Source organism: Arthrobacter sp. FW306-06-A, from assembly GCF_021870055.1.
Lineage (GTDB): Bacteria > Actinomycetota > Actinomycetes > Actinomycetales > Micrococcaceae > Arthrobacter.
Genome location: NZ_CP084552.1, coordinates 884,344 through 909,921 on the forward strand (window position 1 = coordinate 884,344; position 25,578 = coordinate 909,921).

The following is a 25,578-nucleotide window of genomic DNA, read 5'->3' on the forward strand; positions in this document are numbered from 1 at the left end:
GGGGGCTAAGCGTTGACGATCAGTCCCAGCTCGGCCTTGGAGGCCAGTGCTTCGTGCCGCGGCAGGACCCGTACGGTGTAGCCGAACGGCCCCGAGCGGTCAATCACCAGGGAACCGCTGAACAGATGGCGGCCGTTGCCCAGGTCCTCCTTCACCTGCAGCTCCATCATGGTGATGTCCGCCAGGGTGTCATTCTCTTCCGCCCGCCCGTAGGCCACCTCCACGCAGACATCGTCGGGGGTGAGCGCGTTCAGGGCCACGTAGGCGTTGACCTGCAGGGTGTCGCCGATCTGCGGGTCCTCGGAAACGCCCACGGAGTCCACATGCTCCACATGCACCTGCGGCCACGCGCCGCGGACCTTTGCCGACCAGGACGCCAGCGCCCGGGCCTGGGCGTAGGAGTTGGCGGTGGCGCTGCGGCCTGCATCCGCGGCGGGGCGGTACAGGGTGTTCACGTAGTCCCGGAGCATGCGTTCGGCCGAGACCTGCGGCCCCAGGTGGGACAGGGTGTGCTTGATCATGGACACCCAGTGGGTGGGCACCGTTTCGCTCCTGGTGGTCGACGGCCCCGCAGCCCCGGCGCCCTCAGAGACCGTGCTCCCGTAGAAGCGCGGAGCCACCTGCGTTTCCAGCAGCTCGTAGAGCGCGGCAGCTTCGATGTCGTCGCGTTCCTCCGGCGAGGCGTCGTTGTTGGCGGTGGGGATGGCCCAGCCGTTCTCGCCGTCGTACATCTCGTCCCACCAGCCATCCAGGACGGACAGGTTCAGGGACCCGTTCAGTGCCGCCTTCATGCCTGACGTGCCGCAGGCTTCCAAAGGCCGCAGCGGATTGTTCAGCCAGACGTCGCAGCCGGGGAACAGGGTCCTGGCCATGGCGATGTCGTAGTTGGGCAGGAATGCGATCCGGTGCCTGATTTCCGGATCATCCGAGAAACGCACCAGGTCCTGGATCATCTTCTTGCCGGCGTCATCGGCGGGGTGGGACTTGCCGGCGATGACCAGCTGGATGGGGTGTTCCTTGTGCAGGAGCAGTGCCTTCAGCCGGGCAGGTTCGCGCAGCATCAGGGTGAGCCGCTTGTACGTGGGCACACGGCGGGCAAACCCGATGGTGAGCACGTCCGGGTCCAGGACGTTGTCGGTCCAGCCCAGCTCAGCGTCGGCGGCACCGCGCTTCTTCCATGCGGCACGCAGCCTGCGCCGGACGTCCTCCACCAGGGCCGCCCGCAGCTCCCGGCGCAGGGCCCAGACATCGGCGTCGCTGACGTTGTAGGCGAGGTCCCACTTGCCCAGCGCTTCAGCCTCGCTGCCGAACTGGTCGCGGGCCAGCTTGGAGATGCGGCTGTCCACCCACGTGGGCACGTGGACGCCGTTGGTCACCGAGGTGATGGGCACCTCCGAGTGGTCGAAGCCCGGCCACAGCGCGGAGAACATGCCGCGGGACACCTCACCGTGGAGCTTGGCGACGCCGTTGGCGCGCTGGGCCAGGCGCAGGCCCATGACGGCCATGTTGAAGACGGAGGGGTTTCCGTCCGCGTAGTTTTCCCGGCCGAGTTCCAGGATCCGGTCCACCGGTACCGCGGGGGCCAGCCCGGCCTGGAAGAAGTGGCTGATCTGGTTGATTTCGAACCGGTCGATGCCGGCCGGGACCGGCGTGTGGGTGGTGAACACCGTTGAGGCGCGCCCGGCAGCCAGCGCTTCGTCGAAGGTCAGTGCCTGTTCGCCGGACATCAGTTCCTGGATGCGCTCGATTCCGAGGAACCCGGCGTGGCCCTCGTTGGTGTGGAACACTTCCGGGGCCGCGCAGCCGGTCAGTTTCTGGAAGGCGCGCAGGGCCTTGACCCCGCCCATCCCCAGCAGGAGCTCCTGCTGCAGCCGGTGGTCGCCGCCGCCGCCGTACAACCGGTCGGTGATGCTGCGGGCGGCGTCGTCGTTGCCGGGAACGTTGGAGTCCAGGAGGAGCAGGGGAACGCGTCCGACGTCGGCCCGCCAGATGTGTGCCAGCAGGCGCCGGCCGTTGGGCAGGGGGAGGGAGACCTGCAGGGCCTTGCCGTTGCCGTCCGGGGAGGGCTCCCGGAGCAGGGTGAGGGGGAGGCCGTCCGGGTCCAGGACGGGGTAGGTCTCCTGCTGCCAGGCATCGCGGGAGAGCGACTGCTTGAAGTAGCCGGCCTGGTAGAGCAGGCCCACCCCGATGAGGGGGACGCCCAGGTCCGAGGCTGCCTTGAGGTGGTCGCCGGCGAGGATGCCCAGGCCACCCGAGTACTGGGGAAGCACCTCAGTGATGCCGAACTCGGGGGAGAAGTAGGCAATGGAGGCGGGTGCATCCGCGCCCATCCCCTGGTACCAGCGCGGCTCCTCAAGGTACCGGTCGAGGTCCTTTTCGGCGGCGCGCACCCGCTCCACCACGGACTGGTCCGCAGCGAGCTGCTGGAACTCCTCGCGACTGACCATCCCCAGGAAACCGATGGGGTCCTGCCCACTTTCCTCCCAGAGGCGCGGGTTCAAGCCGGCGAAAAGTTCCCGGGTAGGGCGGTGCCAGGACCACCGCAAATTGCTGGCCAGCCTGGCCAGCGGCCGAATGGGCTCGGGGAGGACTGTACGGACCGTAAACCTGCGGATTGCCTTCACCTGCGTCACACTAACCGACAACATGCGCGGCCGGAACCAGCTTTCGGTTTCTTTTGGGTAAATGACAGGGGCATGAAGAAATTGGGCCGCGGCACGGCGGATTTAGTGAGCAGGCTTAGCAATCCTGCTCATTTCTCGCTAACGTCAAGCCTGTGACGACTAACTCAGGAACCAGTGCAGCATCCACCAAAATGCCCCAGCGCCGAATCACCGAGGGCCTGCGGTTCGGACGTTTTCCCATCACCGCCGTGCAGCCTGTCGTTGAGGACGGCAAGTTCCCGGCCAAGGCCCTGCCCGGCGAGGGGATCGTGGTGGGCGCCACCGCCTTCCGCGAAGGCCATGACATGCTCGGCGTCAGCGCAGTGCTGCTGGACCCGTCGGGTGCAGAGCGCCAGCGCGTCCGGCTTGCGCCGCCCCGCGGGGAACGCGGAATGGGGACCGACCGCTGGGAAGGCATCCTCACGCCGTCGGAAACCGGAAACTGGTCCTTCGTCATCGAAGCCTGGCACGACCGCTACGGCACCTGGCACCACAACGCTGAAGTGAAGATCGACGCTGGCATCGACGTCGAACTCATGCTTGCGGAGGGTGCCAAGCTGCTTGGCGAAGCCGCCGCGGAGGACTTCCGGGACGACGTGGACCGGGCAGCCCTGCAGCGTGCCGCGGACGTCCTCGCGGACCAGTCCCGCGGCACCGAGGAACGCCTCGGGGCCGGGTTCAGCGCGGAAATCGCGGACATCGTTGCCCGTCAGCCCATCCGCGAACTGGTGACCGTGTCGCGGAAATACCCGCTGCTGGTGGAGCGGGACCGTGCCGGCCGTGGCGCCTGGTACGAGTTCTTCCCCCGGTCCGAAGGCGCCGTCAAGGACCACAACACCGGCACCTGGACCTCAGGGAACTTCCGGACCGCGGCAAAACGGCTCGACGCCGTGGCCGCCATGGGATTCGACGTCCTGTACATGCCGCCTATCCATCCCATCGGACTGCAGCACCGCAAGGGCCCCAACAACACGCTCGTGGCGGGCCCCAACGACCCCGGCTCGCCCTGGGCGATCGGAGCCAAGGAGGGCGGCCATGACGCCATCCATCCCGACCTCGGTTCCTTTGAGGACTTCGATGCCTTCGTGGCCCGTGCCAACGAGCTGGGCCTGGAAGTAGCCCTGGACCTCGCGCTCCAGGCCGCCCCGGACCACCCCTGGGTGCAGTCCCACCCGGAATGGTTTACCACGCGCGTGGACGGCAGCATTGCCTACGCGGAAAACCCGCCAAAGAAGTACCAGGACATATATCCGCTCAATTTCGATAATGACCCGGAAGGCCTTTCGCAGGAAATTCTGCGGATTGTGCTGCTCTGGGTCAGCCATGGCGTAAAGATTTTCCGCGTGGATAACCCGCACACCAAACCCGTCTGGTTCTGGGAATGGCTTATTGCCGAAGTGAATAAAACGGAGCCCGGCGTGGTGTTCCTCGCCGAGGCCTTCACCCGGCCCGCCATGATGCACGCACTGGGCAGGGCAGGCTTCCAGCAGTCGTACACCTACTTCACCTGGCGGAACACCAAGAAGGAAATCGAGTCGTACTTCGACGAAGTCAGCCACGAGTCCCCGGCCTTCTTCCGCCCCAACTTCTTCGTCAACACCCCCGACATCCTCACTGAATACCTGCAATATGGGGGACCGGCGGCGTTCCGGATCCGGGCGGTGCTTGCCTCCACGGGCAGCCCACTCTGGGGTGTCTACGCGGGCTACGAACTGTTCGAGCACGTGGCCCGGCCAGGGGCGGAGGAGTACATCGACAACGAGAAGTTCGAATACAAGGCCCGCGACTGGGATGCGGCCGCGGAATCAGGGCGCTCGCTGGCCCCGTACATCACGCGGCTGAACCACATCCGGCGGGACCACCCGGCGCTGCTGGACCTGCAGAACCTGACGGTCCACCAGAGCACGGATGAGTCCACTGTGGTCTTCTCCAAGCACAAGACGCTGCCCGACGGGTCCAAGGACACCATCATCGTGGTGGTCAATGTGGATCCGCACGTCACCAAGGAATGCAGCGTGGCGCTGGACCTGGCAGCCCTGGAACTGGACCCGCAGGACCTTACACCGGGCGGTGGCTTCTATGTGGATGACCTGATCTCCGGCCAAAGCTGGGAATGGGGCGAGTACAACTACGTGCGCCTGGATCCGCACGTGGAGCCCGCCCACATCCTCAGCGTGAGGAGAATGCATCAGTGAATTTCAATCCGCAAAGTTCCGGCCACTTCACCCCAAAGAGCACGTTCGAGCTAAATGCGCCCGGCCTGCAGCATGACCCGTTGTGGTACCGCAAGGCAGTGTTCTACGAAGTACTTGTGCGGGCCTTTGCGGATGCCAACGGCGATGGGTCCGGGGACTTCTCCGGACTCATCGACCGGCTGGACTACCTGCAGTGGCTGGGCGTTGACTGCCTTTGGCTGCCCCCGTTCTTCCAGTCGCCGCTGCGGGACGGCGGTTATGACATTTCCGACTACAACTCCGTCCTGGACGAGTTCGGCACCATCAGCGACTTCAAGCGCCTGGTGGCAGAGGCCCACGCCCGCGGCGTCCGGGTGATCATCGACCTTCCGCTGAACCACACCTCGGACCAGCACCCCTGGTTCCAGGAATCCCGCAAGGACCCGGACGGGCCCTTCGGCGACTTCTACGTCTGGAGCGACACCGACGAGAAGTACCAGGACGCCCGCATCATCTTCGTGGACACGGAGGAATCGAACTGGACGTTCGATCCCATCCGCCGGCAGTTCTTCTGGCACCGGTTTTTCAGCCACCAGCCGGACCTGAACTTCGAGAATCCGGCGGTGATCGACGCCGTCTTCGACGTGGTCCGGTTCTGGCTGGACCAGGGAATCGATGGTTTCCGGGCAGACGCCATCCCCTACCTCTACGAGGAGGAGGGCACCAACTGCGAGAACCTGCCGGCAACGCATGAGTTCCTCCGGGACCTGCGGGCCATGGTGGATGAAAACTACCCGGGCCGGGTGATCATCGCCGAAGCAAACCAGCCGCCCAACGAGGTGGTGGAGTATTTCGGGACCGCGGAGGAGCCCGAATGCCACATGGCTTTCCACTTCCCCATCATGCCCCGCCTGTATTACGCCCTGCGGGACCAAAAGGCCGCACCTATCATCCAAACAATGCGCGAAACCCCGGATATCCCCGAGGGCGCACAATGGGGAACGTTCCTCCGCAACCACGACGAACTGACCCTGGAAATGGTCACCGCCGATGAACGGGCGGCCATGCTGGGGTGGTACGCGCCCGACCCACGCATGCGCGCCAACATTGGCATCCGGCGGCGGCTGGCACCGCTGCTGGACAACTCACGGGCCGAGATCGAGCTGATCAACGCACTGCTGCTCTCGCTTCCTGGCAGCCCGTTCCTGTACTACGGGGACGAAATCGGCATGGGGGACAACATCTGGCTCGAGGACCGCGACGCCGTCCGCACACCCATGCAATGGAACCCGGACCGCAACGCCGGCTTCTCCCACGCGGATCCCGGAAAGCTGTACCTGCCGCCCATCCAATCGCTGGTCTACAACTACGGCATGGCCAACGTGGAAGCGGAGGCCGCACATTCAGGGTCCCTCCTGCGCTGGACCAGGCAGATCCTCAGCGTCCGCAAGAACCACCCCGCCTTTGGGCTGGGCGGATTCAAACATGTGGAAGCAGACCACGACGCTGTCCTGGCGTACCTGAGGGAGCTGCCGGCCGGCAATCCTGCCGGTGCCGACGCCGAGACCATCCTTTGTGCCTTCAACCTTTCCCAGCACCCCGTGGCTGCCACACTGCGCATCCCCGAGTATGCCGGGCGGGGGCTCCGTGACGTCTTCGGCGGCCAGATCTTCCCTGGCATCGGCGACGACGGCAGCCTCACCTTGACCATCGGAAGCCACGATTTCTTCTGGCTCCGGTTGCGCTCGGCGGGTTCCAACCCGTCGTCGCCCTACACCCAGGCCATGCCCATCCTGTCGATAGAGAACTGAGATGAATCAGCCAATCCTCACTCCCGCCCTCACCGCGCTGCTCAAGGAATGGCTGCCGCAGCAGCGGTGGTTTCCCGTCAAAACCCCCGATTTCGATGTCTCCCAGGCAGGCAGCCTGGGGCTGACCGACCCCAGCGGACATGCAGCACTGGCCGTGTTCCTGCTCAATGTCACCACGGAGGGGCCCGACGGCGGCGTACGGACGGCCGTGGTCCAGGTTCCCTTGAGCTTCCGGCCGGCACCGGCAGGCGGGATGGAGCGGGCCCTGGTGGGCAACGCGGCGGGAATGGATCCCACCCGCCCCTGGGTCTACGACGCAGTGCACGACCCCGACTTCGTGGGCGCGTGGTTGGAACTGATCCGGCAGGAGGAGAAAGCCGCCAGCGGCACCGCCAGGGGGTTCCGGGTTGACGGTCCTTACCGGCTGCCCACCGCCAAGGGCGTTGTGAAGGTGCTCTCCGGCGAGCAGTCCAACAGTTCCGTCATGGTGGACGACGGCGAATCGGCCGCCATGGTGAAATTCTTCCGGGTGCTTTCGGACGGCACCAACCCTGAGATTGAAGTGGGTGCCGCCCTAACGAAGGCCGGCACCGCCGAGGTCCCGGCCACCCTTGGCTGGGTCAGGGGGGAGTGGCTGGGGCAAGGAGCCGAGGGTAATGCCGGCTCCGGTACCAGGTATGTCCAGGGTGAGCTTGCCGTGGCCCACGAGTTCCTCGCCGGCGGCCGGGACGCCTGGCGCTTGGCGGTGGACGCCGCGCGCTCGGGCAGGGACTTTACGGCAGAAGCCCGGGCCCTTGGTGCGGCAACGGCTACGGTGCACAAGCGCCTGGCGGAGGCTTTGGGGCAATCAGCCCAGCCTGAACCCGGCAAGGAGGCAGGACCTGCCGTTGCCCAGCGTGTCCGCACCGCCTGGGCTGAAGCCCGTGCCGCCGTCGGGCCTTACGACGATGCCCTGAACGCGCTGCTGGCCAACTTGGACAAAACGCCGGCCGGGCCGCTGCAGCGCATCCACGGCGACCTGCACCTGGGCCAGATCCTCCTGGTGACCGGACAGTCCGGCGACGAGTCGCGGTGGGCCATCCTGGACTTCGAGGGTGAGCCGCTGCGGCCCATTGCCGAACGTAACGTCCCGGACGTCCCCCTGCGCGACGTCGTGGGGATGCTCCGGTCCTTCGACTACGCAGCCGGTGCAGCGCAGCGCGAACAGGACGGTGCGCAGGTCCCGGACACATGGGTGGACGACTGCGCCGATGCTTTCCTGGCAGGGTATGCCGGGGTCATTCCCGGCACGGTGGATCGGACCTCACCGCTGTTTGTGGCATTGTGGCTGGACAAGGCGCTGTACGAAGTTGTTTATGAAATGCGGAACAGGCCCGACTGGGTGGCGATTCCTGTAAACGCCTCCAGGCGGCTCCTGGGCAGTAATGGTGCCGGCGGCTCCGCCGGTGCAGCATCGGAAGGTAACAAAATGACAGGCTCAGCACGAACTGACCGCCCGGGGGTGCCCCTGCACGTGGATGAAGGCACCCTGGGCAGGATCGCGAACGGTGAACACCACGCCCCCCACTCCGTCCTGGGCGCGCACCTGGACGACCACGGCCATGTCACCATCCGGACCGTGAAGCACCTCGCCGAAGCAATCACCGTGGTCACCCAGGCCGGTGAAGTTCCCATGCAGCATGAGGCCCACGGCGTGTGGGTTGCGGTCCTGGAACCAGTGGAGCAGGGACACGTTCCGGATTACCGGCTCTCGGTGACATACCCGGGCAAGGAACCGGTGACGGTTGACGAGCCCTACCGCTACCTGCCAACCGTGGGTGAAGTGGACCTGCACCTCGTCGGCGAAGGCCGGCACGAGAAGCTGTGGAAGGTGCTCGGCGCCCACGTCCAGCACTACAAGTCATCGCTGGGCGACGTCAACGGTGTGTCGTTTGCCGTGTGGGCTCCCAATGCGCAGGCAGTCCGCGTCAAGGGCGACTTCAACGCGTGGGACGGCCGCGAGAACTCCATGCGCTCGCTGGGTTCCTCCGGTGTCTGGGAAGTTTTCATTCCCGGCGTTACGGCAGGGGCTTGCTACAAGTTTGAGATCCTGACACGGGGCGGCTACTGGGTTGAAAAGGCCGACCCCCTGGCGTTCGGCACCGAGGTTCCTCCGTTGACCGCGTCCCGGGTGGTGGAGCCGTCGTACGCCTTCAAGGACAACGAATGGATGGAAGCGCGGGCCAACCGCGACCCCCACAACTCCGCCATGAGCGTCTACGAGGTGCACCTGGGATCCTGGCGCCTTGGCCTCGGCTACCGGGAGCTCGCCAAGGAACTGGTGGAGTACGTGAAGTGGCTCGGGTTCACCCACGTCGAATTCATGCCCGTCGCCGAGCACCCCTTCGGCGGTTCCTGGGGTTATCAGGTCACGTCCTACTACGCCCCCACGTCCAGGTTCGGCCACCCGGATGAGTTCCGCTACCTGGTGGACGCCCTCCACCAGGCCGGCATCGGCGTGCTGCTGGACTGGGTGCCGGCGCACTTCCCCAAGGATGCCTGGGCCCTGGCCCGGTTCGATGGGGAGCCGCTGTACGAGCACTCCGACCCCGCCCTGGGCGAACACCCCGACTGGGGCACCCTCATTTTCGATTTTGGCCGCTCCGAGGTCCGGAACTTCCTGGTGGCGAACGCCCTCTACTGGCTCGAGGAGTTCCACATCGACGGCCTGCGCGTGGACGCGGTGGCCTCCATGCTCTACCTGGACTACTCCCGGCAGGAAGGCCAGTGGCGGCCCAACCGCTTCGGCGGCAGGGAGAACCTGGAAGCCATCTCCTTCCTGCAGGAAGTCAACGCCACCGTGTACAAGACCCACCCGGGCGCTGTCATGATCGCGGAAGAATCCACTGCGTTCCCCGGCGTTACCGCGCCCACCAGCCACGGCGGCCTGGGCTTTGGCCTGAAGTGGAACATGGGCTGGATGCACGATTCGCTCAAGTACATTTCCGAGGACCCCTACAACCGCAGGTGGCACCATGGCACGGTGACCTTCTCCCTGGTATATGCCTTCACGGAGAACTTCCTGCTGCCGATCAGCCACGACGAGGTAGTGCACGGCAAGGGCTCCATGCTCCGCAAGATGCCCGGCGACCGCTGGCAGCAGTTGGCCAACCTCCGCGCCTTCTTTGCCTACCAGTGGGCGCACCCCGGCAAGCAGCTCATTTTCATGGGCACCGAATTTGGCCAGGAGGCCGAATGGTCTGAGCAGCACGGCCTGGACTGGTGGCTCGCGGACATTCCTGCACACAGGGGACTGCAGTTGCTGACCAAGGACCTGAACGAGTTGTACGCATCCACTCCGGCCCTCTACACGCAGGACAACGTTCCCGCCGGGTTCCAGTGGATCAACGGCGGCGATGCAGACCGGAACGTCCTGTCCTTCATCCGGTGGGATGCCGACGGCAACCCGGTCGTGTGCGCTATCAACTTCTCCGGCGCCCCACATGTTGGCTACACCCTCGGCGTCCCGTCGGCCGGCGCCTGGACCGAGGTCCTCAACACGGACCACACCACGTACGGCGGATCCGGCGTCCTGAACGAAGGCGAACTGAAGGCAACCGACCATGGACAGGACGGCCAGCCGGCCACCTTGACCGTTACGCTGCCGCCGCTTGGTGCGTCCTACTTCAAGCCGGGAGCAGCATCGGCTGAGTGATCCCGCCCGGCGTTGAACAAGCCGGTTCTGAGTGAGCGAAAGGCCCGGAATCCGCGTGATTCCGGGCCTTTCAGCTGCTTGGAGGACGTCCGTCCAGGGTGGAGTGGCAATCCCGGAAGAGTGGTGGTACAGTTTATTTCCGCGCTGCTCCACGGAGTCAGACGGAAAACACGATCCCCTAAAGCTTATGCTGAGGATGGTCGCGGACGCCGGTTTGACACGCAGGATGCCAGCGGGTAAGTTTGAAAAGTTGCTCCGGAGCGATCCTGAACGTTGGTTTGGGTGGTGCCGGGTGTGTCTGTTGTTTGAGAACTCAATAGTGTGCCAAGTTTGTTGATACCGATTATGTAATGTGATTGGTTGATTGTGCTGTGCCGCCACCCCGTGGTGTGCATGGTGTTTTTGGCTGGTTTCAAATTTTGTGCAGCCGTGGTCGCCGTTATTTCCGGTGGTTGTGGTTGTGTCTGTTTGTTTTCAACGGAGAGTTTGATCCTGGCTCAGGATGAACGCTGGCGGCGTGCTTAACACATGCAAGTCGAACGATGATGCCAGCTTGCTGGTGGATTAGTGGCGAACGGGTGAGTAACACGTGAGTAACCTGCCCTTGACTCTGGGATAAGCCTGGGAAACTGGGTCTAATACCGGATATGACTGATCATCGCATGGTGGTTGGTGGAAAGCTTTTGTGGTTTTGGATGGACTCGCGGCCTATCAGCTTGTTGGTGGGGTAATGGCCTACCAAGGCGACGACGGGTAGCCGGCCTGAGAGGGTGACCGGCCACACTGGGACTGAGACACGGCCCAGACTCCTACGGGAGGCAGCAGTGGGGAATATTGCACAATGGGCGAAAGCCTGATGCAGCGACGCCGCGTGAGGGATGACGGCCTTCGGGTTGTAAACCTCTTTCAGTAGGGAAGAAGCGTAAGTGACGGTACCTGCAGAAGAAGCGCCGGCTAACTACGTGCCAGCAGCCGCGGTAATACGTAGGGCGCAAGCGTTATCCGGAATTATTGGGCGTAAAGAGCTCGTAGGCGGTTTGTCGCGTCTGCCGTGAAAGTCCGGGGCTCAACTCCGGATCTGCGGTGGGTACGGGCAGACTAGAGTGATGTAGGGGAGACTGGAATTCCTGGTGTAGCGGTGAAATGCGCAGATATCAGGAGGAACACCGATGGCGAAGGCAGGTCTCTGGGCATTAACTGACGCTGAGGAGCGAAAGCATGGGGAGCGAACAGGATTAGATACCCTGGTAGTCCATGCCGTAAACGTTGGGCACTAGGTGTGGGGGACATTCCACGTTTTCCGCGCCGTAGCTAACGCATTAAGTGCCCCGCCTGGGGAGTACGGCCGCAAGGCTAAAACTCAAAGGAATTGACGGGGGCCCGCACAAGCGGCGGAGCATGCGGATTAATTCGATGCAACGCGAAGAACCTTACCAAGGCTTGACATGAACCAGACCGGGCTGGAAACAGTCCTTCCCCTTTGGGGTTGGTTTACAGGTGGTGCATGGTTGTCGTCAGCTCGTGTCGTGAGATGTTGGGTTAAGTCCCGCAACGAGCGCAACCCTCGTTCCATGTTGCCAGCGGGTAGTGCCGGGGACTCATGGGAGACTGCCGGGGTCAACTCGGAGGAAGGTGGGGACGACGTCAAATCATCATGCCCCTTATGTCTTGGGCTTCACGCATGCTACAATGGCCGGTACAAAGGGTTGCGATACTGTGAGGTGGAGCTAATCCCAAAAAGCCGGTCTCAGTTCGGATTGGGGTCTGCAACTCGACCCCATGAAGTCGGAGTCGCTAGTAATCGCAGATCAGCAACGCTGCGGTGAATACGTTCCCGGGCCTTGTACACACCGCCCGTCAAGTCACGAAAGTTGGTAACACCCGAAGCCGGTGGCCTAACCCCTTGTGGGAGGGAGCTGTCGAAGGTGGGACTGGCGATTGGGACTAAGTCGTAACAAGGTAGCCGTACCGGAAGGTGCGGCTGGATCACCTCCTTTCTAAGGAGCACCTACAATGATCCGTCGCCAATGCATGTTGGTGGTGGGTGTGTTGTCAGGAGTAAAGGCCCGTTGCACGGACGACTGTTCCGTGGCGGGTGCTCAAGGGTGGAATATCAACAAATAGCGGCTGTCTGGTCTTTTGGTCTTCTTTAGTACGAACCCTGGTGGTTCTGGAACGGTGGGCCGGGGGGTTTCCGGGTGGTTTAGTGTTTGGCACACTGTTGGGTCCTGAGGCAACAGGGCCGGGGAGTTTTCCCGGGTTTGTTTGTTTCTGGTTTCCCTGCCATGACGTTCCTGCACGTGTTTGACTCCTTTTTTTGGGGGTTTGTGTGTGGGGTGTGTGGTGTGGGGTTGTTGTTTGAGAACTACATAGTGGACGCGAGCATCTTGTATAAGAAGCAATTTCCAAGATTATGAACCTGGATCTGGTTCGTGTGCCTTTGGGTGCGCGGGACAGTTTCTGTGGTTCTCTCGAAAATGTTTTTGATCTTTGTGGTCAAGTTTTTAAGAGCACACGGTGGATGCCTTGGCATTAGGAGCCGAAGAAGGACGTAGGAATCTGCGATAAGCCTGGGGGAGTCGATAACCGGACTGTGATCCCAGGGTGTCCGAATGGGGAAACCCCGCCAGGGGCGTGAGTTGCCTGGTGACCCGTACCTGAACACATAGGGTGCGTGGGGGGAACGCGGGGAAGTGAAACATCTCAGTACCCGCAGGAAGAGAAAACAATAGTGATTCCGTTAGTAGTGGCGAGCGAACGCGGATCAGGCTAAACCGTTCCATGTGTGATAGCCGGCGGGCGTTGCATGGTCGGGGTTGTGGGACTTTCCATACCAGTTCTGCCGGGCTGGTGGGGTGTGATGTGCGCGCATAGGTGAACGGTTTTGAAAGGCCGGCCAGAGAGGGTGTTAGTCCCGTAACCGTAATGTGTTTGTACCGCCTGTGAGAGTATCCCAAGTAGTACGGGGCCCGAGAAATCCCGTGCGAATCTGTCAGGACCACCTGATAAGCCTAAATACTACCTAATGACCGATAGCGGACCAGTACCGTGAGGGAAAGGTGAAAAGTACCCCGGGAGGGGAGTGAAACAGTACCTGAAACCGTGTGCTTACAATCCGTCGGAGCCAGTCTGATTCTGGTGACGGCGTGCCTTTTGAAGAATGAGCCTGCGAGTTAGTGTTACGTCGCGAGGTTAACCCGTGTGGGGCAGCCGTAGCGAAAGCGAGTCTGAATAGGGCGTGTGAGTGGCGTGATCTAGACCCGAAGCGAAGTGATCTACCCATGGCCAGGTTGAAGCGACGGTAAGACGTCGTGGAGGACCGAACCCACTTCAGTTGAAAATGGAGGGGATGAGCTGTGGGTAGGGGTGAAAGGCCAATCAAACTTCGTGATAGCTGGTTCTCCCCGAAATGCATTTAGGTGCAGCGTTGCGTGTTTCTTGCTGGAGGTAGAGCTACTGGATGGCTAATGGGCCCTACAAGGTTACTGACGTCAGCCAAACTCCGAATGCCGGTAAGTGAGAGCGCAGCAGTGAGACTGTGGGGGATAAGCTTCATAGTCGAGAGGGAAACAGCCCAGACCACCAACTAAGGCCCCTAAGCGTGTGCTAAGTGGGAAAGGATGTGGAGTTGCCCAGACAACCAGGAGGTTGGCTTAGAAGCAGCCACCCTTAAAAGAGTGCGTAATAGCTCACTGGTCAAGTGATTCCGCGCCGACAATGTAGCGGGGCTCAAGTACACCGCCGAAGTTGTGGCATTCACATGTTGTCCTAGCCTTCGTGGTTCAGGAGTGTGGATGGGTAGGGGAGCGTCGTGTGGGCGGTGAAGCTGCGGTGTAAACCAGTGGTGGAGCCTACACGAGTGAGAATGCAGGCATGAGTAGCGAAAGACGGGTGAGAAACCCGTCCGCCGAATGATCAAGGGTTCCAGGGTCAAGCTAATCTGCCCTGGGTAAGTCGGGACCTAAGGCGAGGCCGACAGGCGTAGTCGATGGACAACGGGTTGATATTCCCGTACCGGCGAAAAACCGCCCATGCTGAGCGGGGGATACTAACTGCCCGAAACCTGCCTGACACCCCTTGTGGGTGAAGGGTTTTGGTGGAGCGCAGGACCTGATCCCGGGAGGCAAGCGTATTAACAGGTGTGACGCAGGAAGGTAGCCGAGCCGGGCGATGGTTGTCCCGGTCTAAGGATGTAGGGCGAATGGTAGGCAAATCCGCCATTCATATGGCCTGAGATCTGATGGGACCCCCGTATGGGGGGATTTGGTGATCCTATGCTGCCGAGAAAAGCATCGACGCGAGGTTTTAGCCGCCCGTACCCCAAACCGACACAGGTGATCAGGTAGAGAATACCAAGGCGATCGAGAGAATTATGGTTAAGGAACTCGGCAAAATGCCCCCGTAACTTCGGGAGAAGGGGGGCCCCAACCTTGAACACCACATTGCTGGTGGGAGGGGATCGGGGCCGCAGAGACCAGGGGGAAGCGACTGTTTACTAAAAACACAGGTCCGTGCGAAGTCGCAAGACGATGTATACGGACTGACTCCTGCCCGGTGCTGGAAGGTTAAGAGGACCGGTTAGCCGTAAGGCGAAGCTGAGAATTTAAGCCCCAGTAAACGGCGGTGGTAACTATAACCATCCTAAGGTAGCGAAATTCCTTGTCGGGTAAGTTCCGACCTGCACGAATGGAGTAACGACTTCCCCGCTGTCTCAACCATAAACTCGGCGAAATTGCAGTACGAGTAAAGATGCTCGTTACGCGCAGCAGGACGGAAAGACCCCGAGACCTTTACTATAGTTTGGTATTGGTGTTCGGAGTGGCTTGTGTAGGATAGGTGGGAGACGTTGAAGCCCGGACGCCAGTTCGGGTGGAGTCATCGTTGAAATACCACTCTGGTCACTTTGGACATCTAACTTCGGCCCGTAATCCGGGTCAGGGACAGTGCCTGATGGGTAGTTTAACTGGGGCGGTTGCCTCCTAAAAAGTAACGGAGGCGCCCAAAGGTTCCCTCAGCCTGGTTGGCAATCAGGTGTCGAGTGTAAGTGCACAAGGGAGCTTGACTGTGAGAGAGACATCTCGAGCAGGGACGAAAGTCGGGACTAGTGATCCGGCGGTACATTGTGGAATGGCCGTCGCTCAACGGATAAAAGGTACCTCGGGGATAACAGGCTGATCTTGCCCAAGAGTCCATATCGACGGCATGGTTTGGCACCTCGATGTCGGCTCGTCGCATCCTGGGGCTGGAGTAGGTCCCAAGGGTTGGGCTGTTCGCCCATTAAAGCGGTACGCGAGCTGGGTTTAGAACGTCGTGAGACAGTTCGGTCCCTATCCGCTGCGCGCGCAGGAAATTTGAGAAGGGCTGTCCTTAGTACGAGAGGACCGGGACGGACGAACCTCTGGTGTGTCAGTTGTACTGCCAAGTGCACCGCTGATTAGCTACGTTCGGATGGGATAACCGCTGAAAGCATCTAAGCGGGAAGCTCGCTTCAAGATGAGATTTCCATACACCCTCGGGTGTGAGAGGCCCCCAGCCAGACCACTGGGTTGATAGGCCGGATGTGGAAGCGAGGACTAACGACTCGTGAAGCTGACCGGTACTAATAGGCCAACAACTTACACCACACAGAACATACAAAACTCTGCTTGCGTCCACTATGTGGTTCCCAACCAACAACCCCCAACACCCGGGGTCGATGGCACGGAACCAACAACTACATACAACAACACCACCAATGTTGTAACCACAGTCTTCCCACCCCCGGCAACACCCAAGGGGTTCGGGTGAAAAGGTTACGGCGGTCATAGCGTGGGGGAAACGCCCGGTCCCATTCCGAACCCGGAAGCTAAGACCCACAGCGCCGATGGTACTGCACCCGGGAGGGTGTGGGAGAGTAGGTCACCGCCGGAACAACTATTAACTGGTCGAGGCCCCAACCACACGGTTGGGGCCTCCCACATTTAACAACCACCCACCACCACCCAGAATCCCCAGCCCACCTCCGGCGGGTAAAACATCAACCCCCGCTCACCTTTGACCGGTAAACGATCAACCCCAGCTCACTTCTGGCGGGTAAACGGGCTCTTCGCGGTTGATGGGGAATTGAGTTCGTGTCGTTGAAGACAAAGGGGCCCGTGGCCCTGTTGGGATGAGTGTGTCTAAGCATTCAACCTGGAACAGGACCACGAGCCTTGAACGAGCCTACCGGGGTCGCAGCCGATGCTGCCACCATCCTCTTCAACCTGCCCGACTACCGTGTCATCTCCACGACCATGTCCGCTGGCCGCCGTCAGGTCATCGTCGAAACTGACGCGCTACCGGGCTGCCCGAGCTGTGGGGTCATTGCCTCCCGGCGGAAGGAACGCCGCCTTCAACGGCTCCGCGATATTCCCGTCGCCGGGCCGGTGGACGTGCTCTGGTCCAAGTACCGCTGGTACTGCGAAGAGTCAGCGTGCGACCGGCTCTCGTTCTTCGAATCCACGCCGCAAGTGCCGCGCCGTGCCCGGTCGACGAGCCGGCTGCGGGACCAGCTCGTGGACGCGGTCATTCGCTCCGGCAGGGCTTTCTCGGAGACAGCTGCCGGCTTCGCCGTGTCCTGGTGGATGGTCCGGGCTGCGGTGACCGAGGCCTGCCTGCTGCGGCTGCCCGACGTGGACAAGCTCAGTCCGCGGATGCTGGGCATTGATGAACACCGGTTCCGGTCCGTGCGCTACTTCCAGGACCCGACCACGAAGGCGTGGACACGGTTCGAGCCGTGGATGACAACCATCGTGGATCTGGAGACCGGCCAAGTCCTCGGCGTGGTCGACGGCCGAGACCACAAGGGCGTCGGGGACTGGCTGTTCGCCCGGCCCCTGCAGTGGCGGCTGGCCGTGCAGGTCGTCGCAATCGACCCCTCCGCGGCGTTCCGCAAAGCCTTACGGATGTGGCTTCCCCGCACTGCTGTCGCCGTCGATCACTTCCACCTGATCTCGCTGGCCAACCAGGCAATGACTGAGACCAGGCAGAACCTCTCCCAACAGGTCAAGGGCCGCCGCGGCAGGGCCATCGACAAGGCCTGGGCCCACCGCATGCTCCTGCTGCGCGGCGGTGACACCCTCACGTGTAGGGCCGCCCTCCGACTCGAGGAAGTGTTCGCCCTGGACGATCCAACCGGCACCCTCCAGGCCGTCTGGAAGGTCAAGGAACAACTCCGCGCCCTGTTGCGCACCGGCTCCCTGGAGGACGCCGCGGCGGCCAAGCAGGTACTCGAGGAGCTGGTCAAGGAAGCCGCACGGCCGGAGACGAACAGGCTGTACCGTACAGTCTGCCGGTGGTGGAAGGAGATCGAGGTGCTGATCATTACCGGCGCCACGACAGGCAAGGTCGAGGCGAACAACACCGCAATCAAGAACATCAAACGAACCGCCCGCGGGTACCGCAACGCCGCCAACTACAAATCGGTTATTCTCTTGAGAAGTGCCGTCAGGACGGCGGCATGACGCTCATTCCAGGGATCCATTTCCCCACGAACCGCGAAGAGCCGGTAAACGATCAACCCCCGCTCACTTCTGGCGGGTAAACCATCGACCCCCGCTCACCTGGTAACGATGCCTTGAGAGCGGGCCTTCAGCGAAACCCTGCCAAACGTGAGTGTCAATGGCCATTACGTTCTGCCCATGGGCGGCCAGTTGATGTGCCCGCTGGTGGCCAGTAAAACTGCCCGGTTATGGCCAACAGATCTGCCCACTGATTCGTTTCGGCGGGGTCGGCCATCGTTGGGTTGGTCAGTTCAAGCGGGTCACTCCTTTTCCGGCGAGGGCCTGGGTAAGACGGACGGAATCGCCGCTGGTCTGGCAGACGTGGGCGTGGTGCAGCAGTCGGTCAACGGTGGCGGTGGCGAGGGTTTTGGGCATGAGCTCATCGAACCCGGCGGGGTGGAGGTTGGAGCTGATCGCGACGGAGCGTTTTTCGTAGGCTGCGTCCACGACCCGGTAGAGGCCTTCGGCGGCGTCCGTGGCCACGGGCAACAGACCAATATCATCGATGACCACGAGCTCGGCGCGCAGGATCCGGGCAACGGCCCGGGTGACGCTGTCATCGGTTCGGTGGGCGCGGATGAGGACGCCGAGGTCCTCGAGCCTGAACCAAGCGACCCGCATTCCGGCTTCGACGGCCTGCTGGCCGAGGGCTTCGAGGAAGAACGTCTTCCCCGTCCCCGAGGGCCCGCAGACGACCAAGTTTTCCCTGCGGGTGATCCATTCCAGGGTCCGCAGTGCCTGCTGGGTCGGGCCCGGGATGGAGGACGCTGCAGGGTCCCACGCCTCGAAGGTCTTCCCGGTCGGGAACCCGGCTGCTTTGCGGCGGGAAGCGAGCATGGACCGGGCCCGGCCGGCGGCTTCCTCCGTGAAGAGGGCCTTGATGACCTCGGCCGGTTCCCACCGCTGGGCGCGGGCGGTCGCGATCAGGTCCGGGGCCAGCGCCCGGGCGTGGGGCATTTTCAGGGACCGCATCAGGGCCTCCAGGTCCGCCGGTAGCGGCGGAGCCACGGTATTGGTCGTGGTGACGGGGCTCATCGGGCCTCCTCCGGCGTGGTGATGGTTGCGGGGTTGCCGATCGCGGCCCACGCCCCTGTTCCTTGGGTGAGGGAGGTGGCTTCGTTGGCGGCGTGGGTGGTAGTGCGGCGGATGTTGGCGTTCAAGATCGAGGCGAGGTCCGGGTGCGCGAACCGGCCGTGCAGGGCGGCGTCGCCCAGGGCCCGGTCGACCTGATCAGTGCCGGCGATTTTGGCCAGCGTAACGGCTTCGGCCATTTTCACGTTCATCCTTGCGGTCCCGGCCGCGGCGGCCTCGACGAGCCAGGTTCTGGCGCCTTCGCCGATGGCCAGGAACGCGGCCTCGTCCGCGCTGCGGGCCCTCACCTCGTAGTCGCCGGGGAGCTTCGCCCGGGTTCCGGGGAAGTGTTCGTCGTTGATGGCGGGGCTGCCGGGCCGTGCCCGTTCGTGGCGGGCGACTTCGACGGGCCCGGTCGTGCCGTGGTGGACGATGATGACCTGCTCGCCGGGCCCGGTGCCGTGGGTGCGGACGAACACCCGGGCTCCGAGCAGGTGGGCCGGGACGGAGTACTGGGCGTTTTCGAAGGTGACCATTGGGGTGTTCTCCGGAACGCCGCGGGCCAGGCCGAACGCGACCGTGTGGGCGGTGTCCGGGATCCGGTGCAGCCGCGGGGCTTCCTCGGCGAGCATGGCCGCGGGTTTCCGCCGCGTCGTCCGGTGCTCACGGTGATTGACCTCGTCCATGAACGCCGTGCAGGCGGCCTCGAGCTCGGCGAAGGTGCGGTAGTCATCGCGGAGGTTGGTGTCTTTGGGCACGAGGTCGGCCTTGGCGAGTTTCACGGACGCTTCGACTCCGCCTTTGGTGGCCGGGTCCGCCGGTTGGCAGGTCAGCACGGTCACCCCGTAGTGCCGGGCGAAGTCCAGGGTCTGCTGGTTGCGCACCGGGACCCCGGCGACGTGGGCGGTGGTGACGGTCTTCTCGTTGTCCGTGAGGACATAGGTCGGCGCCCCTCCGAGGATCCGGAAGCACCGGTCCAGGGCCGCGAACACGCTCGGCGCGGTCCTGTCCCTGAGCGGGATCACGATGCGGAAGCGTGAGAACGCCAGCCAGGCCACGAAAAGGATGGTCTTCACCCCGCCGATCCGGGGCCCGTCGCCGAAGTCGTACTGCAACCACATCCCCGGTTCTGTGATCCACGGCCGGTGGACGCGGGTGTGGCCCAGCCGCCACGCGGCTTTGACCTGCGCGATCGCCCGGCGGGTAGACCGTTCCGAACCGGTGTAGCCCAGAGCGAGGAGCTTTTCGTGGGCCTTGTCGGCCCGGATCCGGCCCTTGGAGGCTTCGATCCATTCCTCGATCTTGGGCAGGAACGCGTCGGTGACCCGGCCGCGGGCCGCGGGTTCCCCGATCGGCCGGCCCGCGTCACGGGCGGTGACGTGTTTAGCAACGGTGTGGTGCGAGCAGCCCGTGAGCTCCGCGGTGGCGCGCAACGATCCGGTCAGATCGTAGGCAGCAAGAATTTCCATGATTTCTCCGTCAGACTTCATACAGGGCCTCTTCCTGGTTCGCTTTTGGTGCGCTTAGACACCGTCATCAAACCGCAGGGAGAGGCCCCCACCGCTTAAAGACGCGGCAGGAACAAGTAAGGAAGTGGGCAGATCTCATGGCCACCGGCGGGCAGTTCTGCTGGCCGCCAGCGGGCACTTTCGTGGCCGCCTATGGGCAGTTTTTCATGGCCGCTAACACGTGAGCGGGCGTCGGGGGAAAACCTGCCAGATGTGAGCCGGCGCCGGGGAGAACGGCAGGAGCTGATGGGGGCGTCGCGGGTAGGATGGTCCCTCATGAGCAGCATCTTCAGCCACGCCCAGGATCCTTTCGAAGAAGCAGGACGGCCAGCAGTTGACCCCCTGGAACCTGTGGTGAACACAGTGGTTGTTCCAGGGCCAGTCGCCCGCGCCTTCGCCGGCTTTACCGACCACGCCCACCTGTGGTGGCCCTTGGAACAGCACGGGGTGTATGGCGCCGCTTCTTACGTGGAGTTCGAAGAAAACCTGATTCTCGAGACAGCTGACGACGGCCGCACCACCATCTGGGGAACCCTTGATGACTGGCAGCCGCCCCTGTCATTCCATGCCACCTGGCACCCCGGCACCACAGCCCTTTGGTCCACCGAGCTCCTGGTAGTGTTCCGCGCGGTGGAAACGGGTACGGAGGTCCGCGTCTTCCACGAGGGCTGGGAGGGCGCTGAGGACCCCGCAGCAGCGCGGCGGAAATATGAGGAAGCTTGGCCGCTCATCCTCGAGAGGTTTGCCCGGTTCATGGGCAGCGCAGCCTGAACTTCCTGCCTAAGCGCGCTGTCTGGCAGCCTCTGGCGGGACAGCTGTACTGGTCCGGATAACGAACTCCGTGGGGAACTCCTGGTCCTGTGCTGCGGCCGCTGCCGTGCCGCCGTCGGAGTCCCCGCCCGGCTTTTCGAGCAAAGCCAAGGCAGTCGCGGCCGCCAATCGGCCCTGCCCCCGCGGATCCTGGTTGACGGTGGTGAGTCCAAAAGTTTCGGCGAGTTCGTGCCCGTCGATCCCGACGACGGAGAGGTCCTGCGGAACCTGCAGTCCAAAGTCGCGGGCGGCAAGCATGATGCCCACGGCCATCTCGTCTGAGGCAGCGAAAACTGCGGTAGGGCGTTCGGAGCTGGTGCCCAGCAGCCGGCGGCCCGCCGCATACGCACCCTGGATGGTGAAGTCGGCGGTCGCGTTCCACTCGGGCCTTATCGTCAGCCCGGCTGCAGCCATGGCGGAGGCGAAACCCTTCTGGCGCAGCTGCGGGAGCTTGAAGTCGCGGTTCAACTCCCCGTATCCAGTAATGTGGGCGATCCTGCTGTGGCCCAGCCCAATCAGATGGCGGGTGGCGAGGGCAGCCAGCCCCTCGTCGTCAATCCTGATCGTTGACGCTCCCCGCAGCGCACCGCCGATGCCCACGATGGGGCGGTGCACTGCCAGCAGCTGTTGGATCTCGTCCTCGCTGAGTACCAGCGCCACGGCAATGACGGCGTCCAGGCGTTTTCTGAGCAGGAAGTCGTTCAGGATGCTGCTGCGTCGCTCGGGCTGCTCGCCCACGTTGTACAGGGTCAAGTCGTAGCCCGCGTCCAGCAGGGTCTCCGAAACGCCTTCCAGCACGGAGGAGAAGTACCAGCGCTGCACGTTGGGCACCACCAGCCCGATATTGTGGTTGCGCCCGGACGCCAGGCTGGACGCGTGGTAGGAAGGGACGAAGCTGAGTTCCCGGGCCGCCTCCTGTGCAAGCCGGCGGCTCTTTGCCGAGACGTTCGTCTTGCCGCTCAGTGCCCTCGAGACTGTTGCCACTGACAGGCCAGCCCGGCTGGCAACCTCTTTGATACCTGCCATGGTCAATCTGCGATGGTGAAGTCCGGTCCAAGCTGTATCCATGCGGTCTCGCCGGAGGCAAGGGCATGGGCGGTCTCCGTGGGGAGGCTGCGGATCAGCACGTGGCCTGCCGGCATCTGCAGCGGCTCATGGTTCAGGTTCATGAGGACCAGCGTAGTGCCGTTCAGGTAGCCCAGGGAGGACCCCGTGCACCAGTCTTCCGCCCAGGACAATGAGCCCCTGCCCAGGTCCAGCTGCCGGCGGTGCTCCAGGGCATCACGGTACAGGGAGAGGTGGGACGACGGTGATTTTGCCTGCAGATCCCGCGCCAGTGACCCGAAGGAGGCTGGAATGGGCAGCCACGGATCTTCACCCGAACCAAAGCCGAGGTGCCGGTCACCAGCGCGCCATGGCAAGGGCACCCGGCAGCCGTCGCGCCCAAGCCGCTGTCCGGCGGTCCGGCCGAATGTCGGATCCTGGCGGAGGTGGCCCGGGATGTCGATGCCGTCCGGCAAGCCCAGCTCTTCCCCCTGGTACAGGTATGCGGCACCCGGCAGCCCAAGCATGAACAGTGAGGCGGCGGCAGCGCGGCGACGGCCCAGTGCTTCGTCCGGCTGGGGGTCTGCGGAACCAATGCCGTCCCCGTCCCGTGGACCCTGGCCGTTGTAGCCAAAACGGGTGGCATGGCGGACAACATCGTGGTTGGAAAGCACCCAGGTGCTCGGGGCACCAACACCGTCCAGGACCGTCAGCGAGTCGGTGATGACAGAACGCAGCCGGTACACGTCCAGGCCCGCGTGGAGATAAGGGAAGTTGAACGCCTGGTGCATCTCGTCGGGCCGAACCCAGTGTGCCAGCCGCTGCAGGTCGACACTTGCCTCGGCGCAGAGAATCCGGTCCGGCCCGTATTCGTCCAGGACCAGCCGCCACTTCCGGTAAATGTCGTGGACGCCGGGCTGCCCGAACATCGGTGCCTCGTGGCCGGGGTACCCATCGCTGCTGCCGCCGTCAGCGCGTCCCCCCCATTCCGGGAGGCCCGGCGCTTTGACCAGGGCGTGGGCCACGTCCACCCGGAAACCAGAGACGCCGCGGTCCAGCCAGAAGCGGAGCACCCGCTCGAACTCCGCATGGACGCCGGGGTTGTCCCAGTTGAAGTCCGGCTGGGAGGAATCAAAGAGGTGCAGGTACCACTGACCGGGTTGGCCGTCGGGCCCCAGCACTCGCGTCCAGGCGGGCCCGCCAAAGTGTGACTGCCAGTTATTCGGCGGTTCCTGTCCGTCCGGCCCGGTTCCGTCCCGGAAGATGAACATGTCCCGCTCCGGGCTTTCGGCCGGTGCTGCAAGGGCCGCTTGGAATGCAGGATGCTGGTCCGAACAGTGGTTTGGCACCAGATCCACGATCACCCGCAGGCCCAGCCGGTGCGATTCAGCCATCATGACGTCGAAATCGCCGAGCGTGCCAAAGATGGGGTCCACGTCGCAGTAGTCACTGACGTCGTAACCGGCATCGCGCTGTGGGGAACGGAAGAAGGGGGACAGCCAGACGGCGTCGACGCCCAGGTCCGCAAGATGCGGCAGTTCCTCAGTAATACCGGCCAGGTCGCCCACGCCGTCGCCGTTCAGGTCCCGAAACGACCGAGGGTAGACCTGGTAGATCACGGCGGAGCGCCACCAGCCCGGAGCCGGATCGGCGGCGTGGATGAGGGTGAGTGGGCCAGCGGAGGTGGAAGTGTCGTGGCTCACAGTTTCGACTGACATGGAAGTCAGCATAACCACGTGCGGTGATTTAATGAAAACGCTTCCATCTTTGTTTCCTTGCAACGCGTGACCGTCTTCTCCACCATTCACGGAAAGGAACTGGAAGCGGTTGCGGTACAGGGTAGTTCGGAGTCATGCCAAAACCGCGTCCTAGACTGGGAAGATATGTCCGACGACGGATGGAGGCTTTGTGGGAAGCATCGTTGACGAACTGGAAGCGGTCCTGGCTCCGGGGCAGCTGGATGTGAGCGAGGTGTCGCTCCGCCGGTATGCGATCGACCAGGCGCCGGTCATTGACTTCCAGCTTCCCCTGGCCGTGGTGTTCCCGGAATCGGTGGCCGATGTCCAAGCTGCGGTGAAGGTGTGCGCCGGCAGCGGGGTGCCCATCGTGCCCCGCGGCGCCGGTACCGGGGTGTCCGGCGGCGCCCACGCCACGAATAACTGCATCATCCTGTCGTTGGAGCGGATGGACCGTATCCTTGCGCTGAACCCCGACGACGAAACAGCCGTCGTCGAGCCCGGCGTAGTCAACGCCGTCCTCAACGAGGCGGCCGCAGGGCACGGCCTCATGTATGCTCCGGATCCGGCCAGTTTCCGCAGCTCCACCATTGGCGGCAATGTGGCCACCAACGCAGGTGGCCTGCGTTGCGCCAAGTACGGCGTCACAAGGGACTCCGTCCTGGCGCTGGATGTCGTCCTTTCTGACGGGTCGCTCATCCATACCGGCCACCAAACCTTCAAAGGCGTGGCGGGCTATGATCTCACGAGCCTGTTCGTCGGGTCCGAAGGAACCCTGGGCATCGTCGTCGGCATCACCGTGCGGCTGAAGTACCTGCCCGGGGAAGTCCACACCGTGGCGGCCTTCTACCCGGACTTCCGGATGGCTGCTGCGGGAGTCCTGGCCGTAGGCAGGGCACGCGTCCAGCCCGCCATCATGGAGCTGCTCGACGGCGGGACGCTGGCCCAGCTCGATGAGATCCACGGCTCTGACCTCAGCACCCGTGGAAAATCCCTGCTGCTGATCCAGACGGACGGGTTCGGAGCTGCCGCGGAGGCCGACGTGGTGCGCCAAGTCCTGCGCGATGGCGGTGCTACCGTAACCACCGAGGCAAGCTCCGAGGCTGAGCGGCTGGTGGAGCTCCGGAGGCACAGCAGGGGCACCGAGGTGGACGATGAGTACCGCGTCGGTGAAGACGTGGCTGTTCCCCGGTCCCGGCTGGTGGACTATGTGGCAGCCCTTGAAGCCATGGCTGCGGAACAGCAGGTGCACCTCAAAGTGGTGGCACACGCCGGCGACGGCAACCTCCACCCCACGTTCTGGATCGACCGGCAGGGGGCAACCGTGGACGCGGGCGCCATGCAGCGGCTGCAGGCGGCGCTGGACGAGTCGATCACTGCGGCCCTGGCCATGGGCGGCACTATCACCGGGGAGCACGGTGTAGGCCAGTACAAGCTCCGGTGGCTGGGCCAGGAGCAGCCGGAACCTATCCGGGAACTCCAGCGCAGGATCAAGGACCTGTTCGATCCCGCCGGGATCCTCAACCCCGGAAAGGCCATCTAGGACC

11 protein-coding genes and 3 rRNA genes are annotated in these 25,578 nt (G+C 63.4%); 9 read left to right on the top strand and 5 right to left on the bottom strand.

What is annotated here, in order from left to right; translation table 11 throughout:
• Positions 1 to 5: 5 nt before the first annotated feature.
• Complete coding sequence (glgP, locus tag LFT49_RS04315; protein WP_237429856.1) at positions 6 to 2,624, bottom strand: alpha-glucan family phosphorylase; 2,619 nt, start codon at positions 2,622 to 2,624, stop codon at positions 6 to 8.
• 191 nt (positions 2,625 to 2,815) lie between these two features.
• Between glgP and LFT49_RS04320 the strand changes: the two genes are divergently transcribed.
• The 7 genes from LFT49_RS04320 (at position 2,816) to LFT49_RS04350 (ending at position 17,823) form a co-directional block, all read left to right on the top strand.
• Positions 2,816 to 4,858 (top strand): alpha-1,4-glucan--maltose-1-phosphate maltosyltransferase, encoded by a 2,043-nt coding sequence (locus LFT49_RS04320; RefSeq protein WP_236821981.1) that lies wholly within the window; start codon positions 2,816 to 2,818, stop codon positions 4,856 to 4,858.
• Positions 4,855 to 6,648 (top strand): maltose alpha-D-glucosyltransferase, encoded by a 1,794-nt coding sequence (treS, locus tag LFT49_RS04325; protein ID WP_236801115.1) that lies wholly within the window; start codon positions 4,855 to 4,857, stop codon positions 6,646 to 6,648. Before LFT49_RS04320 ends, treS begins: the two co-directional genes overlap by 4 nt.
• 1 nt (position 6,649) lies before the next feature.
• The gene (locus LFT49_RS04330) at positions 6,650 to 10,342 is read left to right on the top strand and encodes a 1,4-alpha-glucan branching enzyme (RefSeq protein ID WP_236821253.1); all 3,693 of its coding nucleotides are present in this window, start codon (positions 6,650 to 6,652) and stop codon (positions 10,340 to 10,342) included.
• A 474-nt stretch (positions 10,343 to 10,816) separates the two neighbouring features.
• Positions 10,817 to 12,339 (top strand): 16S ribosomal RNA (locus LFT49_RS04335).
• Between the two features lie 497 nt (positions 12,340 to 12,836).
• Positions 12,837 to 15,966, top strand: a 23S ribosomal RNA gene (locus LFT49_RS04340).
• Between the two features lie 169 nt (positions 15,967 to 16,135).
• A 5S ribosomal RNA gene (gene rrf / locus LFT49_RS04345) occupies positions 16,136 to 16,252 on the top strand.
• Together the 16S, 23S and 5S rRNA genes form the textbook arrangement of a ribosomal RNA operon.
• 281 nt (positions 16,253 to 16,533) lie before the next feature.
• A complete protein-coding gene (locus tag LFT49_RS04350) occupies positions 16,534 to 17,823 on the top strand; it encodes an ISL3 family transposase (RefSeq protein WP_237429206.1) in 1,290 nt (429 codons plus the stop codon).
• Between the two features lie 285 nt (positions 17,824 to 18,108).
• Here the strand turns inward: LFT49_RS04350 and istB are convergent, their stop codons facing one another.
• Both istB and istA read right to left on the bottom strand, forming a co-directional pair.
• Positions 18,109 to 18,897 carry an IS21-like element helper ATPase IstB gene (gene istB, locus LFT49_RS04355; protein WP_237428195.1) on the bottom strand — a complete coding sequence of 263 codons (789 nt, stop codon included), beginning with the start codon at positions 18,895 to 18,897 and terminating at the stop codon, positions 18,109 to 18,111.
• Complete coding sequence (gene istA, locus LFT49_RS04360) at positions 18,894 to 20,423, bottom strand: IS21 family transposase (RefSeq protein ID WP_237428196.1); 1,530 nt, start codon at positions 20,421 to 20,423, stop codon at positions 18,894 to 18,896. Before istA ends, istB begins: the two co-directional genes overlap by 4 nt.
• A gap of 294 nt (positions 20,424 to 20,717) precedes the next feature.
• Here istA and LFT49_RS04365 point away from each other — a divergent pair, with 294 nt between their 5' ends.
• On the top strand, positions 20,718 to 21,212 hold the full coding sequence (locus tag LFT49_RS04365; RefSeq protein WP_237429857.1) for a hypothetical protein: 495 nt from the start codon (positions 20,718 to 20,720) through the stop codon (positions 21,210 to 21,212).
• Positions 21,213 to 21,221: 9 nt separating this feature from the next.
• Here LFT49_RS04365 and LFT49_RS04370 read toward each other — a convergent pair whose 3' ends face one another.
• Together LFT49_RS04370 and LFT49_RS04375 are read right to left on the bottom strand one after the other, a co-directional pair.
• On the bottom strand, positions 21,222 to 22,277 hold the full coding sequence (locus tag LFT49_RS04370) for a LacI family DNA-binding transcriptional regulator (protein ID WP_237429858.1): 1,056 nt from the start codon (positions 22,275 to 22,277) through the stop codon (positions 21,222 to 21,224).
• A gap of 2 nt (positions 22,278 to 22,279) precedes the next feature.
• Positions 22,280 to 24,025, bottom strand: a complete 1,746-nt coding sequence (locus LFT49_RS04375) for a glycoside hydrolase family 13 protein (RefSeq protein WP_373462195.1) — start codon at positions 24,023 to 24,025, stop codon at positions 22,280 to 22,282.
• Between the two features lie 178 nt (positions 24,026 to 24,203).
• Here LFT49_RS04375 and LFT49_RS04380 point away from each other — a divergent pair, with 178 nt between their 5' ends.
• Entirely contained in the window at positions 24,204 to 25,574 is a 1,371-nt protein-coding gene (locus tag LFT49_RS04380) for an FAD-binding oxidoreductase (protein WP_236801120.1), read from the top strand.
• The last annotated feature ends 4 nt before the right edge of the window (positions 25,575 to 25,578 follow it).

Excerpts from the sequence above, each read along its gene's own strand:
- LFT49_RS04320 (WP_236821981.1), top strand. The coding sequence starts at position 2,816 with ATGCCCCAGCGCCGAATCACCGAGGGCCTGCGGTTCGGACGTTTTCCC.
- LFT49_RS04330 (WP_236821253.1), top strand. The coding sequence starts at position 6,650 with ATGAATCAGCCAATCCTCACTCCCGCCCTCACCGCGCTGCTCAAGGAA.
- istB (WP_237428195.1), bottom strand. The coding sequence starts at position 18,897 with ATGAGCCCCGTCACCACGACCAATACCGTGGCTCCGCCGCTACCGGCG.
- istA (WP_237428196.1), bottom strand. The coding sequence starts at position 20,423 with ATGAAGTCTGACGGAGAAATCATGGAAATTCTTGCTGCCTACGATCTG.
- LFT49_RS04365 (WP_237429857.1), top strand. The coding sequence starts at position 20,718 with ATGAGCAGCATCTTCAGCCACGCCCAGGATCCTTTCGAAGAAGCAGGA.
- LFT49_RS04370 (WP_237429858.1), bottom strand. The coding sequence starts at position 22,277 with ATGGCAGGTATCAAAGAGGTTGCCAGCCGGGCTGGCCTGTCAGTGGCA.
- LFT49_RS04375 (WP_373462195.1), bottom strand. The coding sequence starts at position 24,025 with ATGCTGACTTCCATGTCAGTCGAAACTGTGAGCCACGACACTTCCACC.